This window comes from Sinomonas flava, assembly GCF_039531875.1.
Lineage (GTDB): Bacteria > Actinomycetota > Actinomycetes > Actinomycetales > Micrococcaceae > Sinomonas > Sinomonas flava.
Window position 1 is genome coordinate 54,157 of sequence record NZ_BAAAQW010000010.1, and the last position, 15,289, is coordinate 69,445.

15 protein-coding genes are annotated in these 15,289 nt (G+C 71.1%); 6 read left to right on the forward strand and 9 right to left on the reverse strand.

Features of this window, described 5'->3' with window-relative positions; translation table 11 throughout:
- Positions 1 to 18 precede the first annotated feature (18 nt).
- Positions 19 to 573: a type 1 glutamine amidotransferase domain-containing protein gene (locus ABD298_RS15330; RefSeq protein ID WP_208711693.1), complete on the reverse strand. Its 555-nt coding sequence runs from the start codon at positions 571 to 573 to the stop codon at positions 19 to 21.
- A gap of 115 nt (positions 574 to 688) precedes the next feature.
- Between ABD298_RS15330 and ABD298_RS15335 the strand changes: the two genes are divergently transcribed.
- Together ABD298_RS15335 and ABD298_RS15340 are read left to right on the forward strand one after the other, a co-directional pair.
- Entirely contained in the window at positions 689 to 1,813 is a 1,125-nt protein-coding gene (locus ABD298_RS15335; RefSeq protein ID WP_344300630.1) for a lipid II:glycine glycyltransferase FemX, read from the forward strand.
- 31 nt (positions 1,814 to 1,844) lie between these two features.
- Positions 1,845 to 3,572 (forward strand): threonine/serine exporter family protein, encoded by a 1,728-nt coding sequence (locus ABD298_RS15340; protein ID WP_344300631.1) that lies wholly within the window; start codon positions 1,845 to 1,847, stop codon positions 3,570 to 3,572.
- 83 nt (positions 3,573 to 3,655) lie between these two features.
- On the opposite strand, the gene ABD298_RS15345 is transcribed toward ABD298_RS15340, so the two are convergent.
- Together ABD298_RS15345 and ABD298_RS15350 are read right to left on the reverse strand one after the other, a co-directional pair.
- Positions 3,656 to 4,522 (reverse strand): siderophore-interacting protein, encoded by an 867-nt coding sequence (locus tag ABD298_RS15345; protein WP_344300632.1) that lies wholly within the window; start codon positions 4,520 to 4,522, stop codon positions 3,656 to 3,658.
- A 58-nt stretch (positions 4,523 to 4,580) separates the two neighbouring features.
- Complete coding sequence (locus ABD298_RS15350; RefSeq protein WP_425564457.1) at positions 4,581 to 5,360, reverse strand: uracil-DNA glycosylase; 780 nt, start codon at positions 5,358 to 5,360, stop codon at positions 4,581 to 4,583.
- 111 nt (positions 5,361 to 5,471) lie between these two features.
- On the opposite strand from ABD298_RS15350, the gene ABD298_RS15355 reads away from it, so the two are divergent.
- From ABD298_RS15355 to groL, 4 genes are all read left to right on the forward strand, one after another.
- Positions 5,472 to 5,795 carry a DUF3263 domain-containing protein gene (locus tag ABD298_RS15355; protein ID WP_344300633.1) on the forward strand — a complete coding sequence of 108 codons (324 nt, stop codon included), beginning with the start codon at positions 5,472 to 5,474 and terminating at the stop codon, positions 5,793 to 5,795.
- 49 nt (positions 5,796 to 5,844) lie between these two features.
- Positions 5,845 to 6,447: a LytR C-terminal domain-containing protein gene (locus tag ABD298_RS15360; protein WP_344300634.1), complete on the forward strand. Its 603-nt coding sequence runs from the start codon at positions 5,845 to 5,847 to the stop codon at positions 6,445 to 6,447.
- 35 nt (positions 6,448 to 6,482) lie between these two features.
- On the forward strand, positions 6,483 to 7,706 hold the full coding sequence (locus ABD298_RS15365) for an ABC transporter substrate-binding protein (RefSeq protein WP_344300636.1): 1,224 nt from the start codon (positions 6,483 to 6,485) through the stop codon (positions 7,704 to 7,706).
- 273 nt (positions 7,707 to 7,979) lie between these two features.
- On the forward strand, positions 7,980 to 9,608 hold the full coding sequence (gene groL / locus ABD298_RS15370) for a chaperonin GroEL (RefSeq protein ID WP_344300638.1): 1,629 nt from the start codon (positions 7,980 to 7,982) through the stop codon (positions 9,606 to 9,608).
- Between the two features lie 150 nt (positions 9,609 to 9,758).
- Here groL and ABD298_RS15375 read toward each other — a convergent pair whose 3' ends face one another.
- The 6 genes from ABD298_RS15375 to ABD298_RS15400 form a co-directional block, all read right to left on the reverse strand.
- Positions 9,759 to 10,355, reverse strand: coding sequence for a hypothetical protein (locus ABD298_RS15375; RefSeq protein WP_344300639.1), 597 nt, complete (start codon positions 10,353 to 10,355; stop codon positions 9,759 to 9,761).
- A gap of 311 nt (positions 10,356 to 10,666) precedes the next feature.
- Positions 10,667 to 11,287: a DUF6318 family protein gene (locus ABD298_RS15380; protein WP_344300729.1), complete on the reverse strand. Its 621-nt coding sequence runs from the start codon at positions 11,285 to 11,287 to the stop codon at positions 10,667 to 10,669.
- Positions 11,288 to 11,581: 294 nt separating this feature from the next.
- Entirely contained in the window at positions 11,582 to 12,493 is a 912-nt protein-coding gene (locus ABD298_RS15385; protein WP_344300640.1) for an RNase H family protein, read from the reverse strand.
- A 79-nt stretch (positions 12,494 to 12,572) separates the two neighbouring features.
- Positions 12,573 to 12,863, reverse strand: a complete 291-nt coding sequence (locus tag ABD298_RS15390; RefSeq protein WP_208711702.1) for a WXG100 family type VII secretion target — start codon at positions 12,861 to 12,863, stop codon at positions 12,573 to 12,575.
- A 148-nt stretch (positions 12,864 to 13,011) separates the two neighbouring features.
- On the reverse strand, positions 13,012 to 14,565 hold the full coding sequence (locus tag ABD298_RS15395) for a sensor histidine kinase (protein ID WP_344300642.1): 1,554 nt from the start codon (positions 14,563 to 14,565) through the stop codon (positions 13,012 to 13,014).
- A gap of 2 nt (positions 14,566 to 14,567) precedes the next feature.
- Complete coding sequence (locus ABD298_RS15400; RefSeq protein WP_208711704.1) at positions 14,568 to 15,281, reverse strand: response regulator transcription factor; 714 nt, start codon at positions 15,279 to 15,281, stop codon at positions 14,568 to 14,570.
- Positions 15,282 to 15,289: the final 8 nt, after the last annotated feature.

Below are 15,289 nucleotides of genomic sequence, written 5' to 3' on the forward strand. Positions count from 1 at the left end.
CCCCTGCGGGCGGCGCTCCTACCTGTGCTGGCCCTCGGCAATCTCCTCGAGCATCTTGCTGCAGAAGGCCTCGAGGTCGCCGGGGTTGCGGGAGGTCGTGAGGCCGTGGTCTGTCACGACCTCCTGGTCGACCCACTGCGCGCCCGCATTGGTGAGGTCGGTCTCGAGGGACGCGTAGGAGGTCATCGTGCGGCCCTTCACGACGCCCGCCTCGATGAGGATCCACGGGCCGTGGCAGATCGCGGAGATGGGCTTGCCGGCCTCGGCGAAGGACTTCACGAACGCAACGCCCTCCTTCTCGAGGCGCATCTTGTCCGCGTTCACGGTTCCACCAGGGAGCACGAGCGCGTCGTAGTCGTCCGGGTTGGCGCCGGAGAGCGGGACGTCGACTGGGAAGGAATCCCCGTGGTCCCAGTCGCCCTTCATCGCGGTGATCGTTCCCGATTCAGGGGAGACCAGGACTGGCTGGCCACCCGCCTGCTCGACGGCCTTCCACGGCTCGGTGAGCTCGGCCTGCTCCACGCCGTTGGTCAGGAGGAACGCGATCTTCTTGCCGGTGATGTCATGTGCCATGCCTACCGGTTTCCCGATCCGCCGGGAGCGCAAACCGGCCCCGGGGGGAGGGGCAGCAGCGCGGACTGACTAGACTGGCAGAGGCCCGCAGCCAGACCGAAGGGATCCCTCCTCCGTGACCAGCCACACTGTCACCTTCACCGCCCGCTTCGCGAACGACACCGAAATCGAGAACTGGGACAAGCACGTCACGGCCAACCCCAATGGCGGCAACCTGCTCCAGTCGGCGGCGTTCGCGGCCGTCAAGAGGAACTTCGGGTGGGACGTCCGGCACCTCGTGCTGGAGCCGCGCGGCAGCCACGGGGGCAGCGCCGGCGAGCATGAAGCACAGCCGAGCTACAACCTCGTCCTGGAGAAGTCCGTCCCCCTGCTGGGCCGCTTCTGGTACCTCATCAAGGGCCCGGACGTGGCGGCAGCCGAGCAGGTCCCCGCGGCCCTCGCCGCCGTGAAGGAGTTCGTGCTCCGGGAGCGCCTCGGCGTGTTCGCCGTCAAGATCGAGCCGGACATCGTCGACTCCGACTCCTCCCGCGCGCTCCTGGCCGGGGCCGGCCTCGTCAAGGTCCCCAACCTTCAGCCCAACGACTCGACGGCGATCCTCGACATCAGCACCGAGCCCCGGCTCATCCTCAAGAGCCTCCACTCCCGCGGCCGCAACGCCGTCCGCCGCGCCGAGCGCGAGGGCGTCGAGGTGGTCGAGGCGGAGCCCACGCTCGAGAACTACCGCACCATGCACGCCCTGATGACAGGGACGCTGAACTCAAAGTCGCGCACCGGCGTGCAGGTGCGCAGCTTCGACTACTACCGCCAGTTCTGGACCGAATTCACCCAGCGCGGCCAGGGGCGGCTCTACTTCGTCTACGAGAACGGCCGGCCCTCCGTCGGGGCCTTCGTCATCAACTACGGCCGCAAGGGCACGTACAAGGACGGCGGCTCGCTGCAGAAGCGGACCCAGTACGGCGACTCCCACCTCGTGCAGTGGACCGCGATCAACCGCGTCAAGGAGCTCGGCTGCACCGAGTACGACTTCTGCGGCACCCCGCCGGCGGACCGCCTGAAGGACACCTCCCACCCGTTCCACGGACTGGGCCTGTTCAAGACCTCGTTCACCAAGACCGTGACGGACTTCGTGGGCTGCTGGGACTTCGTCATCGACCCGCTGCGCTACAGGGCATGGACGACGGCGGGCGAGCGGATCGCGCGCCAGGTCTACACGCGCCGCACGGGCCAGCAGTTCTACTGATCCACGAGAGGGTCCCGGGGGAGGGATACGCATGGCGGAGTCCGAACGCGCGGAGGGGCCCGGCGGGGACATCCCCGCCGGCGTGATTCCGCAGATCACACCCATCGCCTTCACCGATGCGCCCGCTGCGGCATCGGACAGCCCGGCGACCACTGCCGCCGGGGAACGCACGACGGCGGGTGGGCACGCGCCGTCGTCCGCCCCGCCCGCGCTGCACGCACCCACGCCGGCGCCGGTCGCCCCGGTGGCCCTGACGCCGACGCCGGTCGCACCCCCGGCCGCCGCTCCCGCGGTCGCACCGCCGCCCGCCGCGCCGGGGACCCCGGCCACCCAGCCGATCAGCGCCTCGCAGGTCCGCGCCAACGCCGCCGCGAAGCGCGTCCTCGCGCGGTTCATGCGGGGCGAGAACCCGCCCACGGCTCCGATGAGCATCGTGGACCGGCTTGCCGGCAGCCCGTACGAGAACCTCGCGATCCCGTCCGGGCCCGACGAGTCCGCCCGGCGGACCCTCGACTTCGCGCTCCTGCTGGCCGAGACGATGTTCCGCTACGGAGCGGGCGCCCTCGAAGTCGAGACCTCCATGATCGCTTCGACGGCCGCCCTCGGGCTGCGGCACATCGAGGTGGACATCACGAACCAGTCCGTGGCGATCAACTTCGCGCCGCAGGACGGGACGCCGATCACGCTCATGCGCGTGGTCCGCTCGTGGACGAGCAACTACGCGGGCCTCGTGCTCGTGCACCAGCTCGTCACCGAGATCGCGGCCGGCGGCGTGGGCCGCGACGAGGCGATGCGCCGGCTCCAGAGCATCTCGCGGCGCGCCAAGCCGTTCCCCAAATGGTCGGTGACCTTCGCCTTCGGCGTCTTCGCGGCAGCGTTCGTGGGCGTGATCGGCGGGGGGCAGCTCGCGTCCCTCATCGCCTTCGGCTCCAACCTGCTCATCTCGGTGGTGGCGCGGGTGATGGGCCGGTGGAGGATCCCGGACTTCTTCGTCACGCTCGCGAGCTCGTTCGTGGTGACGATGGTCGCGCTGCTGATGTTCGCCGCGCATCTGCCCATCGCGCCGGCCATCGTCGTGGTGGGCGGCATCCTCCTGCTGCTGCCGACCGCGCGGCTCGTCTCCGCGACGCAGGACGCCATCAACGGCTTCCCCGTGACGGCCGCCGGCCGGTACCTCTCGGCATTCCTCACGTTCGCCGCGCTCGTGGCCGGGATCGCCGTCGCCACGGCCGTGGGGGAGCTGCTCGGGATCGAGCGGATCGACGTCACCGAGACGTTCCCACCCGCCTACCCGTACATCGTCCAGGTGCTGCTCATCGGGGCCGCCGTCGCCTCGATCGCCATCACCGAGCAGACCTCCCGGAGGCTCGTGCTGCCGACGGCGGCCGTCGGCGTCGTGGGGTACCTCGCCCTGACCGGGGTGGGGCTCCTCGGGGTTGGGGACAGGATCGCGCCCGCGGTGAGCGCCGTCGTCATGGGGTTCCTCGCGCGGATCGTGGCCCTCCGGCTCGGCGCGCCGCAACTCGTGGTCGCGGTCCCGGCGGCGCTCATCCTCCTGCCCGGGCTGACGATCTTCCGCTCCATGTACATCGCGACCATCGACGCCGCGCAGATCACCACCGGCGCCGGGGGAATGCTCACGGCGATGGCCATCATCCTGGGGGCGGCGGCCGGCGTCGTGCTCGGAGACAACCTCGCGCGGCCGTTCACCCGCGGCGGGGCGTCCCTCGAGCGGCGCCGCCGCTCCCGCCGGAGGTGACCCCCGGGAGGTGACCCCCGGGAGGTGACCCCCGGGAGGTGACCCCCAGAGGTACCCCGGGGGGTGGCCCCCGGGACGCCGGTTCAGATCTGGCCGATGGGGAGCTTCTTCTCCGCCTGGAACTGGTCCTCCGCCCGGCCCAGGGCCCAGTAGCCGGAGAGGGACAGGCGTTCGCGCGGCACCTCGCGCTGCTTGAACACGGCGCGGAGCTCCTTCATGGCCCCCCGCTCGCCATGGGCGAAGACGTGGGGAATGCCCTCGGGCCACGTTGACTCGGCGACGGCCTCGGCGAGCACCAGGGTCTCGCCCGCGGGGAAGCCCTCGCGGGAGAGCCACCGGACATCGATCCCGGAGGGCGCGCGCAGCTCGATGACGTCGTCTCCGCTTCCGACTTCGAGGAACGCGATCCCGGTCGCGTCTGCCGGCAGCGCCTCGAGCGCCGCTCCGATGGCGGGAAGGGCGGACTCGTCCCCGGCGAAGAGGTACCACGGCGCGTCCGGAGCCGGCGAGTAGGCGCCCCCGGGGCCCGTGCACACGAGCCGGTCACCCGGCTGCGCCTTTGCGGCCCACGGCCCGGCGAGGCCCTCGTCGCCGTGGACCACGAAGTCGATCGCGAGCTCTCTGGCCGCAGGGTCGAACCAGCGCACCGTGTAGGTGCGGGAAACGGGCCACTGCGCGCGCGGGAGGGACTCCTTGAGCGCCTGCAGGTCCACAGGGCCGTCCGGCCAGCGACCGCCGGGCAGCTCGGTCGGGAAGGCGATCTTCACGTATCTGTCGGTGAACCCGTTGTCGACGAAGGCGTCGAACCCGGGCCCGCCTACCACGACCCGGACCATGTGGGAGGTCAGCTGTTCGGTGCGCGCGACCACGAGGTCGAGCGTGGGCCGGGCCCTCTTCGCGGGGGCGGCGGCGGGTCCCTGCGGCACTGGGCTCTCGGCGGGCGAAGTCATGGGCCCCAGACTACCGGGTGGCCCGCTCCGGCCCGACTCCCGTGACGCGGGGCCCGGGTCAGGCCCAGTGGACCGGGGCGGCGCCCTGCTCGGCGAGGAGCTCGTTCGCCCGGCTGAACGGCCGCGAGCCGAAGAAGCCGCGGGACGCGCTCAGCGGCGACGGGTGCGCCGAGGCGATGACCGGCGTCGCCCCCAGGAGAGGCGCGACGGACTGCGCGTCCCTGCCCCACAGGATCGCCACGAGCGGGGCCCCGCGGGCGACCACCGCGCGCACCGCCGCGTCGGTGACCTCCTCCCAGCCGAGCCGGCGGTGCGACCCGGCCGCGCCGGCGCGCACCGACAGGACCCGGTTGAGCAGCAGGACGCCCTCCTCGGCCCACGGGGACAGGTCGCCGTCACTGGGAGCAGGCACGCCGAGGTCCGCAGCCAGCTCCCGGTAGATGTTGGCGAGGCTGCGGGGGAGGGGCCGGACGTGGGCGTCGCACGCGAAGGAGAGGCCGATCGCGTGGCCGGGCGTGGGGTACGGGTCTTGGCCGATCACGATCACCTTCACCTCGTGCAGCGGGCGGGCGAAGGCCCGCAGGAGGCGCGCCGGGGCTGGGAGGATGACGGCGCCGTCGTGCGCCTGGCGGGCGAGGGCCGAGAGCGCGGCGCGCAGGGTCGGCTCGCAGGGCGCGAGGGCCACAGCCCACTCGGGGTGGACGAGCTCGGCGAGCGGGGCGGCCGCCATCCGCTCGAGTTCGCTGGCGGCCTCCTCGCACGACGTCGCGCGCTCGCCGGCGGCGGACCCGCTCGCCGCGGGGGCCGGCAGGTCGAAGAGGGGTTCCGCGTCCATCATCCACGCCAGTGTGCCAGAGGGAGCTCCCCGGCGCCCCCCGGACTACGCTGAGGGCGCAGCGCCGGGCGCGCCGGAATGACACTCCTGTAGTTCCCTCTTAAACTGGAACCCATGTCGGCAGCAGCGCACCAGACCCATGTCAGGGCCCATGATCTCGAGCGGGCGGCGGCAGGCCGCCCCGTGGAGGGGCTCAGCGAGCGGGACGTGAAGATGCTGGCCCTCGAGCGCGGGTGGTGGAAGTACGCGGGCGCCAAGGAACAGGCCATCCGCGACCTCTTCGACCTCTCGGCTACGCACTACTACCAGCAGCTCAATACCCTCATCGACACCGAGGCCGCACTGGCCCACGACCCGATGCTCGTGAAGAGGTTGCGTAGACTGAGGACGTCGCGGCAGCGCGCGCGCACCGCCCGCCGGCTCGGTGGGGGCGCCTGACGCTGCCCGCTGTCCCCAGCAGGCCACCGACAAGGACCCTGACCCAGGCATGAGAACGTACCCCCGCGACGAATTCGATGCAGTACCCGAGTCTCCCCGCAGGCAGGGCGTGCACAGGACGCGGGAGGGGGAGGAGCCGCAGCGGCGGTCGGGTCTCGGGTGGATCCTCGCCGCGGGCATCCTCGCCCTCGTGATCGGGGCCGTGGCCTTCTTCCTGCTCCCCCGCCTCGGGATCGGCGGGTCCGAATCCGCCGTGGCGTCGGCGCCGTCGACCTCGCAGCCCGCCCCCGAGGCCTCCCAACCCGTGGCCTCCGCGCCTGCCCCGGCGCCGACTTCAGCTGCGCCCACCTCGGCCCCCCCGCCTACAGAGAGCGCCAACAAGGCCCTCGAGGTGGGCGTGTACAACGCGACCGGCACGGCGGGGCTCGGCAACCGCGTCGCGACCACCGCTCGCGCCGCCGGCTGGACGGTCACGGACGTGGGCAACTGGGCCGGCGCCCCCGTCAACTCGTCCGTGGTGTACTACCGCTCGGCGGCCGACGCCGGGTCCGCGAAGGCCCTGGCGGCGGACCTCGGGATCCAGACCGTGCTCGAGGCGCCGGCGCTCGGGCTGCCGCTGGCCGCGGTGGTGGGCCCCGGGTACGCCGGGTGAGGTGCCGCGGCGCCGCACTGCGACGGCTTGCTGCCGTGGCCGCCGCAGGCCTCGCGTCTCTTGCCCTTGCGGCCTGCGGGCCCAGCGGCGACGCGCGTACCGCCCAGCCGGGGCCATCCGGCGACGGCGTCCTGAGGCTCGGCCTCATCCTGGACTCCGCCGGCCAGTCCGCCTATCTGAACGACGCCCAGCGCGCCGCCGTCGTGCTCGCGGTGCAGGAGGCGAATGCCGCCGGCGGGTTCAAGGGGAAGCCGGTCGAGCTGCTGGACGCAGCCGTCGGCGAGGACACGGGCAGTGGGGCGAAGCGCCTCGCGGAGGCAGGCGCCGACGTCGTCGTCGGGCCCACGGACTCGAGCCGTGCGCCTGCCGCCATCGACGCGCTCGCCGCGGCAAAGGTCCCGCTCGTCTCGCCAGCGGCCTCCGCTGCCAGCCTGAGCGACTACCGGAGCGGCGGCTTCTTCTTCCGCACGGCCGCCCCCGAGGGCGCGGAGGGCGCCGCCCTCGTCGAGCTCGCCAAGCGCGCCGGAGCCCACCGCATTGCGGTGCTGCACGAGGACAGCGCGTACGGGAAGGCCGTCGCGGCCGGCGCGGCGGGAGCGGCCTCGGCCGCCGGGCTCGAGGAGTCGGCGAGCGCCGAGTTCGGACGCGGCGACGTCCGGTCCAAGGCCGCGGGAGCGAAGGACGCCGACGCCGTTCTCGTCGTCGCGCGCTCGGACGGCAGGTCGGTGCTCACCCAGCTCGCCGAGGCCGGGATCCCCGGGAGCAGGCTCCTTCTCTCCGACGGGCTCGTGGACCAGTACGGCTCGGCGCTCGCGAACGGCGCGCTCGACGGCGCCCGGGCCGCCGTCCCGGGTGCCTTCCCGAGCATCGACTTCCAGACCGCGGTCCTCGAGCATGAGCCCGGCCTGAAGGACATGACCTTCGCCGCCGAGGCCTACGACGCCGCCGCCCTCGCGATCCTCGCTGCCGGTGCGGCCGGCGACGACGCCGGCGCCTCCATCGCCTCCCGCCTCACCTCCGTCTCGGGCGGGGAGGCCGCCGGGCAGGGCCCGGGCCAGGCCGCCGGACGCGAGAAGTGCTCGGGCCTGGCCGCATGCCTCGCGGCGCAGGGCCGCGGGACCGCGGTGGACTACGAGGGGGAGTCCGGGCCCATCGACTTCGACGGGCACGGTGATGTCACCACTGGCCGGTTCATGGTGCTCGCCTTCCATGCGGACAACTTGGCCGCGCACGACGGCGAGGTCACCGTCGCGCGATAGCTGCGCGCGCGCCGTCGTGCGCTTGCCGCGAACACGCTGGCGGGGGGGGGCGTCGGAGACGGGCTGCACGCTTGCACTCGGGTGGGCCGAGTGCTAAACATTGACTTAGCACTCCCGCGCTCTGACTGCTAACGCTCTCGGTCGCGGGAGACAGGAACACCTCGCTGTGGTGAGGCTTCCGCGGCCCGTCCGTACGGGCCGGGATGCCGGCCGTCGCGGGCGCTGCAGCAGGTGGCCCACCGACAGACACGTCCCGAAAGGACCGAAGCCGTCATGGCCAAGATCATTGCATTCGACGAGGAGGCCCGTCGCGGCCTCGAGCGCGGCCTGAACCAGCTGGCCGACGCCGTCAAGGTGACCCTCGGCCCGCGTGGCCGCAACGTCGTGCTCGAGAAGAAGTGGGGCGCCCCCACGATCACGAACGACGGCGTCTCCATCGCCAAGGAGATCGAGCTCGACGACCCGTACGAGAAGATCGGCGCGGAGCTCGTCAAGGAGGTCGCCAAGAAGACCGACGACGTCGCCGGCGACGGAACCACCACCGCCACCGTGCTCGCCCAGGCGCTCGTCCGCGAGGGCCTCCGCAACGTCGCCGCCGGCGCCGACCCGCTCTCGCTCAAGCGCGGCATCGAGAAGGCCGTCGCCGCCGTCACCGAGGAGCTCCTCGCTTCCGCGAAGGAGATCGAGACCAAGGAGGAGATCGCCGCCACCGCGTCCATCTCCGCCGGCGACACCCAGATCGGCGAGCTCATCTCCGAGGCCCTCGACAAGGTGGGCAAGGAGGGTGTCATCACCGTCGAGGAGTCCAACACCTTCGGCCTCGAGCTCGAGCTCACCGAGGGCATGCGCTTCGACAAGGGCTACATCTCGGCCTACTTCGTCACCGACGCGGAGCGCCAGGAGACGGTCCTCGAGGACCCGTACATCCTCATCGTGAACTCCAAGATCTCCTCGGTGAAGGACCTCGTCGCGGTCCTCGAGAAGGTCATGCAGACCAACAAGCCGCTCCTCATCATCGCCGAGGACGTCGAGGGCGAGGCCCTGGCCACGCTCATCGTCAACAAGATCCGCGGCACCTTCAAGTCCGTCGCCGTCAAGGCCCCGGGCTTCGGCGACCGTCGCAAGGCCATGCTGACCGACATCGCCATCCTCACCGGTGGCCAGGTCATCGCGGAGGAGGTCGGCCTCAAGCTCGAGAACGCCACGGTCGAGCTGCTCGGCAAGGCCCGCAAGGTCGTCGTGACCAAGGACGAGACCACGATCGTGGAGGGTGCCGGCGACGCCGACCAGATCGCGGGCCGCGTGTCGCAGATCCGCGCCGAGATCGAGAACTCCGACTCGGACTACGACCGCGAGAAGCTCCAGGAGCGCCTCGCCAAGCTCGCCGGCGGCGTGGCCGTCATCAAGGCGGGCGCGGCCACCGAGGTCGAGCTCAAGGAGCGCAAGCACCGCATCGAGGACGCCGTCCGCAACGCGAAGGCTGCCGTCGAGGAGGGCATCGTCGCCGGTGGTGGCGTGGCCCTCATCCAGGCCGGTGCCAAGGCGTTCGCGAACCTCCAGGTCGAGGGCGATGAGGCCACCGGTGCGAACATCGTCAAGGTCGCCATCGACGCCCCGCTGAAGCAGATCGCCTTCAACGCGGGCCTCGAGCCGGGCGTCGTCGTGGACAAGGTCCGCGGACTGCCCGCCGGCCACGGCCTCAACGCCGCCACGGGCGTCTACGAGGACCTCCTGGCCGCCGGCGTCAACGACCCGGTCAAGGTCACCCGCTCGGCGCTGCAGAACGCCGCGTCCATCGCCGGCCTCTTCCTCACCACCGAGGCCGTCGTCGCCGACAAGCCCGAGAAGGCCGCTCCGGCCGGCCCCGGTGCCGACGACATGGGTGGCATGGGCGGCTTCTAACCCCCCCGTTTCGGGTACGGGCAATTCGCGTATCTGACGTTCCGGGTACGCGGAATGTCCGCCCGGACACCCCACGCACGACGGCGGGGTCCCCACTTCGGTGGGGGCCCCGCCGCCCGCGTTTCTGTCTCGGGTACGCGCGGTGTGTGCCTAGGAGCAGCCGTCGCCTGCCGGATTGACGTTGCAGTCGTCGGCGTAGCGTTTGACCTCCGAGCGCCAGATGCTCAGCGTGCGCGGAAGCGAGGGGACCTCGGCGGTGCCGACGATCGCCTGGAACGGGCCGCCGTTGACGGAGTATTCGCCGGTGAAGATCGTGGTGAGTCCGACGGCGACGGTGCCGGTAGCTGCGTAGGCGTGGCTCGTGACGGTCTTCTCGCCCCAGCGGCTCTCCGGGATGGGGCCACCGGGCGCTGGGGTGGTGAGTGCTGCGCCGTCGCCGTAGGTCCACCGGTACTCTGCGGGACGGGCCCTGATGACGAAGCCATGACCTGCGAGGGTGAGATTGAACGTCTGGTCCTTGGCATCGGCGTAGATGTTGGTCTCGGCGCCCTTGAGCGTGTGCCGGCCGGGCTGGGACCCGATGATCGCGGCGGCCAAAGGCAGCTCGCGGAACTCCTTCTGGGTGAAGGGAGGAATCGCAGCTGGTCCTTGCGCCGGCATCGGCTGGTCCGGGAACTGGCACGTCGGGGTGCCCGACTTCGCGTAGCGGGCAGGCGTGGCCCCCGGGACGGGCACCATGAGCTGCATCAGCTCACCGTCTCCGCCGCAGCGATCCTGCTGAGGAAGGCACTTGGTTGCCACCTCGTTCGGGTCAGTCAGACACGCTCGGTCCCAGTAGGGTTGGGGGGCTCCGGCGACGAGGCCTCCGGGCAAGTCGACCGCATTCTTAGTTGAAGCCCTTGTATCCTTTGTCCGCTTCCGGGCTTCAACGACGATTGAGGCGTCGGTTGCGCCTGCGGACGTCGAGGGCGGGGAGGGCGCTGGCTCCCGAGGGATTTGAGAGTGAATTGGGGACAAGAAGCATGCGCCCGCGGCGAGGAGGCTGAGCACCCGCGTCATCATGACTTGTCGCCCTTGACCTTGCCTAGGTCCCACATTCGCCAGGCGCCACCAGAGAATTCGCCGCTTGCCCCAATGTTCGCGACTCCCCCTGACGCTGATCCGCCAGGCCCGTCAGTGCTGAAATCAGTGAACGAACGCTGGCTGATCTTGAGATAAGCAAACCAAATCTCGTCCAGGTCTGGGGTGCCGTCGGAGGCGTAACTCTCGAGAGTCAACTCGCCCCCGACGATCCACTTGCCGGTCGTGTAGGTCTTCTTCACGTCGCTGGTAATCGTGTTGCACATGGTGCAGTCGGGCGCAGCCACCGCCAGGGCCGGCTTCGTATCCCCGGTCTGGTACGCGTAGTCCAGAAGGTCGATATAGTGCCGGACGAAGGCTTCGAATCCCTCCCGCGTGTTCTGCTTCGCAGCTTCCGGCAGCGCAGGAACCGGAACGTTGCGCGCCGGTGCGGTGGAGCTTGCCGGCGTCGGTCGAGGGTCAGCTGTTGCGGTCCCTGAAGAGGGCGCTCCCGTCGAGCTCGGTCCGGCGGTCGCGCCGCCTCCGCAGCCTGAGACAAGTAGCGAACCGCTGAGAAGCAGGGCGGGCAGGGCATAACGAAGTGCGCGATGGTGCGCCATGGACACCCCCGAAGTCGTTGGTCGGCCGCCACACGGGCGACCGGTGCGATGGGGCCAGTCTATAGGCCTATGACGCCGTCCGTCGCAAGTTATCCACAGGGCTAATCGGGGGCGTCTTTGGCGTACCTGAGAGGCCCGGAGCGCAGAGCTTGCTGTACCCGAAAGGTGGCTGGGAGGGGAATAGCTGTACCCGAAACGTGGGTGGGGAAGGCTGGCAGGCTGGCAGGCTGGCAGGGGGAAGGCTGGGAGGGGGAGGGGGAAGGGAGCAGGGGGTAGGGAGGGGAGGGGAGGGGCTCAGGATTCTGGGGTGCCCTGGTGGAAGCGGAGGCGCCACCGGTCGTCGCTCCGTTGCCAGAGGGAGCTCCTCAGAGTCGCCCCCGTCGCCCCGACGGCGCGGTAGAGCACCTGGATCGCGTCCTCCGAGATGGGGGCCGCGTCGATGAGCTCGAACCGGACCTGCAGGTCCGGCGCATCGACCAGTTCCTCGATCAGCTCCTCTCGGCCCCAGATCCGGCCAGACGAGCCGATCTCCCGGTATTCCGGGTGGAGGAGGTAGGCGAGCTGGCCGTAGTCGGCCCGGACCGCGGGGTTGAGCAGTTCCTGCTCGAGTTCTACGACTGCGGTGACGTCACGGTCGTCCCCGCGGTCGGCCGGTTCGTCGTCGGGGCCGGCGAAGAGCTCGGGCTGGTCGATGGACGGAGCCGGGGCGGCCGCGCGGGCCGGGGCCTCCGGGTGGCGTGCGGCGGCAAATCCCGGTCCCTGGGCCGGTTCCGCTCCCGACTGGTAGGCGAGGGCAACGGCCCGCGCGCGCCCGTCGGCGGCCTCGTTCAGCTCGTGACCCGCGTGGCCCCGCACCCACTCGAAGGTGTACTTCCGGCCGACCAGCTCGGCGTCGATCTGCCGCAGGAGGTCGACGTTGAGCACAGGCTTCCCGTCGGCCTTCTTCCAGCCGCGCCGCTTCCACCCGGGAATCCACTTCGTCACGCAGTTGATGACGTACTGGCTGTCGCACAGGACGTGGAGCGGCTCGTCCGGAACGTGGGCCGTGGACCGGAACAGGTCCAGGACGGCCATGAGCTCGCCCTGGTTGTTCGTCCCGTGCGGCCAGCCGCCGGCGTGCCAGCGCTCCTCGTCGATGTACCAGGCCCAGCCGGCCGGGCCCGGGTTGCCGAGGGCGGAGCCGTCGGCGGCGGCGGTAATGGTCATGGCCTCCATCCTGCCAGACACGGCCGACAGCCCGGGCGGCCCGTCCCCAGCTGCGGAGCGGGCCGCCGCGGAGGCAGGATCACCCGGCGAAGCGCCGCGCGTTGTCGGTCTCGATGGCGCCGTAGGCCGACCCGGCGCTGCGCAGCGCCGCGCCGATCTGGCCGAGGGACGTCTCGACCTGCGCCTGGGTGCGCGCCCAGTCCCCGGCCAGGATCTGGAAGCTGTTCGACGCCTGGCCCTCCCAGCTCCCACGGAGGGCCTCGAGGTTGTTCCGCAGGGCCTGGACCTCCGCCCTCACCCGTTCCGAGGTCGCCAGCACCGCCTGGGCGCTCGAGTCGATCGCCTCGGTGTCCACCTTCATGATCGCCATCTCACTCCGCCTTCCGTCGGGATCCGCGGCCCTCGCCGCGCCTACCCTGCCGAGCCTAGGAAGGCCTCCCACCGGAGATCAGCCCAAGGGACGCCTATGTGGACAAATGGCGCGAGTCCTGGCCTGTGGAGGACCAGTGGGAGGCGCGCTATGAGCCCCGGCCGCCACCCGCAGTCGTGCGCGGCGCCGTCTCGGGGCTGCCGGCGTCCTCGCGCGCGACGCCGGTGGATGTGGGCGGTTCGGCCGGGCGGTCGGGCACGACGACGTACGGCAGCTCGATCACGAACGTTGCACCGCCGCCGGGGGTGTCTTTATGCCGTACCGAACCGCCGTGCGAGGCCACGATGGCGGCGACAATCGCGAGCCCGAGGCCGGTCCCACCGGTATCGCGCGCCCTCGAGGTGTCGGCCCGGTAGAACCGCTCGAAGATCTTCGCGGCGTCCTTCTCGGCGATCCCGGGCCCGTGGTCCCTCAGCTCGACGGCGGCGACGTACCGGCCTCCGGTCGCCCGCGTCCCGACGGCGATCTCGAGCGGCGAGCCGCCCGGGGTGTACCGGAGGGCGTTCCCCACGAGGTTTCCGATGACCTGGCGCAGCCGGGCCTCGTCGCCCAGCGTCGGGGCGGCAGCCGCCCTCGCGCCGTCCTCGAGCCCCACCAGCCGGATTGTGCGCTGGGGGGCGGAGGCCTGGGCGTCCACGACGGCGTCGTGCGCGAGAGGCAGGAGGTCTACCGGCCGGAGCTGGAGCGGGCGCTGCTCGTCGAGGCGGGCGAGCGTGAGGAGGTCCTCGACCATGGTCCCCATCCGCTTCGCCTCGCTCTCGATGCGGCCCATCGCGGTGGCCACGTCCTCCTCCTTGGCGAGGGCCCCGTGGCGGTAGAGCTCGGAGAACCCGCGGATGGTCACGAGGGGCGTGCGCAGCTCGTGGGAGGCGTCGGAGATGAAGCGGCGCATGCGGGCCTCGGAGGCCATCCGGGCTTGGAAGGCCACCTCGATGTGGGACAGCATCGCGTTCAGCGACGAGGAGAGCCGTCCCAGCTCGGTGCCGGGCGCCTCCTCGTCGACGCGCTGCGAGAGGTCCCCGGCGGCGATCGCGGCGGCCGTCTTCTCGACCCGCCGCAGCGGCCGGAAGGCCCGGGTCACCGTCCAGGTGGCGATCACGAACGCCGTGGCGAGCGTGATGATCCCGACGCCCGCGGTGAGCGAGAGCGTGTGCGCCACGGCCTGGTCCACGCTCGTCAGCGGCAGGCCGATGATCATCGCCGCGGGCTGGTTGGTCTCGATGATCCGCACGGGGATCGCTGTGTAGCGCCAGTCGATGGCCCGGTCGGTGCCGCGCGTCTGCAGCACCTGCCCCGACTTCTGGATGGCTGCGGCGTCGGCGACGCTCATCGCGGGGACGTCGGGGCGCCCCTCGGTGTCCTCAGGCTGGATGTACGTCTGCGGAGACCCGCCCTCGGGGTACAGCACGAGGATGTAGTCCTGCGGGATGAGGGGATTGACCTCGGTCAGGAGCTGGATGTTCTGGTTGTCCCGCGCGAACCCGGAGGCGGTCGCGAGCTTGAGGTCCAGCTGGCCGATCAGGTAGGTCTTCAGCTGCGTGACGGTGGCCGCGGCCGTGAAGAAGATGGCGCTCGTGAGCAAGACCATCATGATCGCGACGAGCTGCGTGCGCAGCGACGTCCTCTTCCACGCGGCCAGCACAGTCAGCGCTTCTCCGCCGTCCGCAGCACGTACCCCACTCCTCGCTTGGTCTGGATGAGGCTCGGCCCGTTCGCGTCGACCTTGCGGCGCAGGTAGGAGATGTACGACTCCACGATGGAGGCGTCGCCGTTGAAGTCGTACTCCCACACGTGGTCCAGGATCTGGGACTTGGACAGCACCCGGTTCGGGTTGAGCATCAGGTAGCGCAGGAGCTTGAACTCGGTGGGGGAGAGGTCGATCGTGACCCCGCCGCGGCGCACCTCGTGGGCGTCGTCGTCGAGCTCGAGGTCGTCGACGCGGAGCACGGCGTCGTCGTCCAGCAGCGGCTGGGTGCGACGGAGGACGGCCCGGATGCGCGCGACGACCTCGTCGAGGCTGAACGGCTTGGTGACGTAGTCGTCGCCGCCGACGGTGAGCCCCTGGACCTTGTCCTCCGTCTCGTCCTTGGCGGTGAGGAACAGGACGGGCACGTGGCGCCCGGCCGCGCGGAGCTTCCGCGTGACGGTGAAGCCGTCCATGTCCGGGAGCATGACGTCCAGCACGACGAGGTCCGGAGCCTGCTCCTCCGCCGCAGTGAGCGCCTCCCGGCCGTTGCCGGCGGCGATGACCTCGAAGCCGGCGAAGCGCAGGGATGTGGACAGGAGCTCGCGGATGTTCGGCTCGTCGTCGACAACGAGCAGCTTCGCCTCGGGTTCGGTCTTCTTCACGCTTCCCATGGTGCGTT

What these genes read in the sequence shown, in the direction of transcription:
- ABD298_RS15330 (WP_208711693.1), bottom strand. Translation starts at nt 573, where the DNA reads ATGGCACATGACATCACCGGCAAGAAGATCGCGTTCCTCCTGACCAAC.
- ABD298_RS15340 (WP_344300631.1), top strand. Translation starts at nt 1,845, where the DNA reads ATGGCGGAGTCCGAACGCGCGGAGGGGCCCGGCGGGGACATCCCCGCC.
- ABD298_RS15345 (WP_344300632.1), bottom strand. Translation starts at nt 4,522, where the DNA reads ATGACTTCGCCCGCCGAGAGCCCAGTGCCGCAGGGACCCGCCGCCGCC.
- ABD298_RS15350 (WP_425564457.1), bottom strand. Translation starts at nt 5,360, where the DNA reads ATGATGGACGCGGAACCCCTCTTCGACCTGCCGGCCCCCGCGGCGAGC.
- ABD298_RS15355 (WP_344300633.1), top strand. Translation starts at nt 5,472, where the DNA reads ATGTCGGCAGCAGCGCACCAGACCCATGTCAGGGCCCATGATCTCGAG.
- ABD298_RS15360 (WP_344300634.1), top strand. Translation starts at nt 5,845, where the DNA reads ATGAGAACGTACCCCCGCGACGAATTCGATGCAGTACCCGAGTCTCCC.
- groL (WP_344300638.1), top strand. Translation starts at nt 7,980, where the DNA reads ATGGCCAAGATCATTGCATTCGACGAGGAGGCCCGTCGCGGCCTCGAG.
- ABD298_RS15375 (WP_344300639.1), bottom strand. Translation starts at nt 10,355, where the DNA reads ATGCAGCTCATGGTGCCCGTCCCGGGGGCCACGCCTGCCCGCTACGCG.
- ABD298_RS15380 (WP_344300729.1), bottom strand. Translation starts at nt 11,287, where the DNA reads ATGGCGCACCATCGCGCACTTCGTTATGCCCTGCCCGCCCTGCTTCTC.
- ABD298_RS15385 (WP_344300640.1), bottom strand. Translation starts at nt 12,493, where the DNA reads ATGACCATTACCGCCGCCGCCGACGGCTCCGCCCTCGGCAACCCGGGC.
- ABD298_RS15390 (WP_208711702.1), bottom strand. Translation starts at nt 12,863, where the DNA reads ATGGCGATCATGAAGGTGGACACCGAGGCGATCGACTCGAGCGCCCAG.
- ABD298_RS15400 (WP_208711704.1), bottom strand. Translation starts at nt 15,281, where the DNA reads ATGGGAAGCGTGAAGAAGACCGAACCCGAGGCGAAGCTGCTCGTTGTC.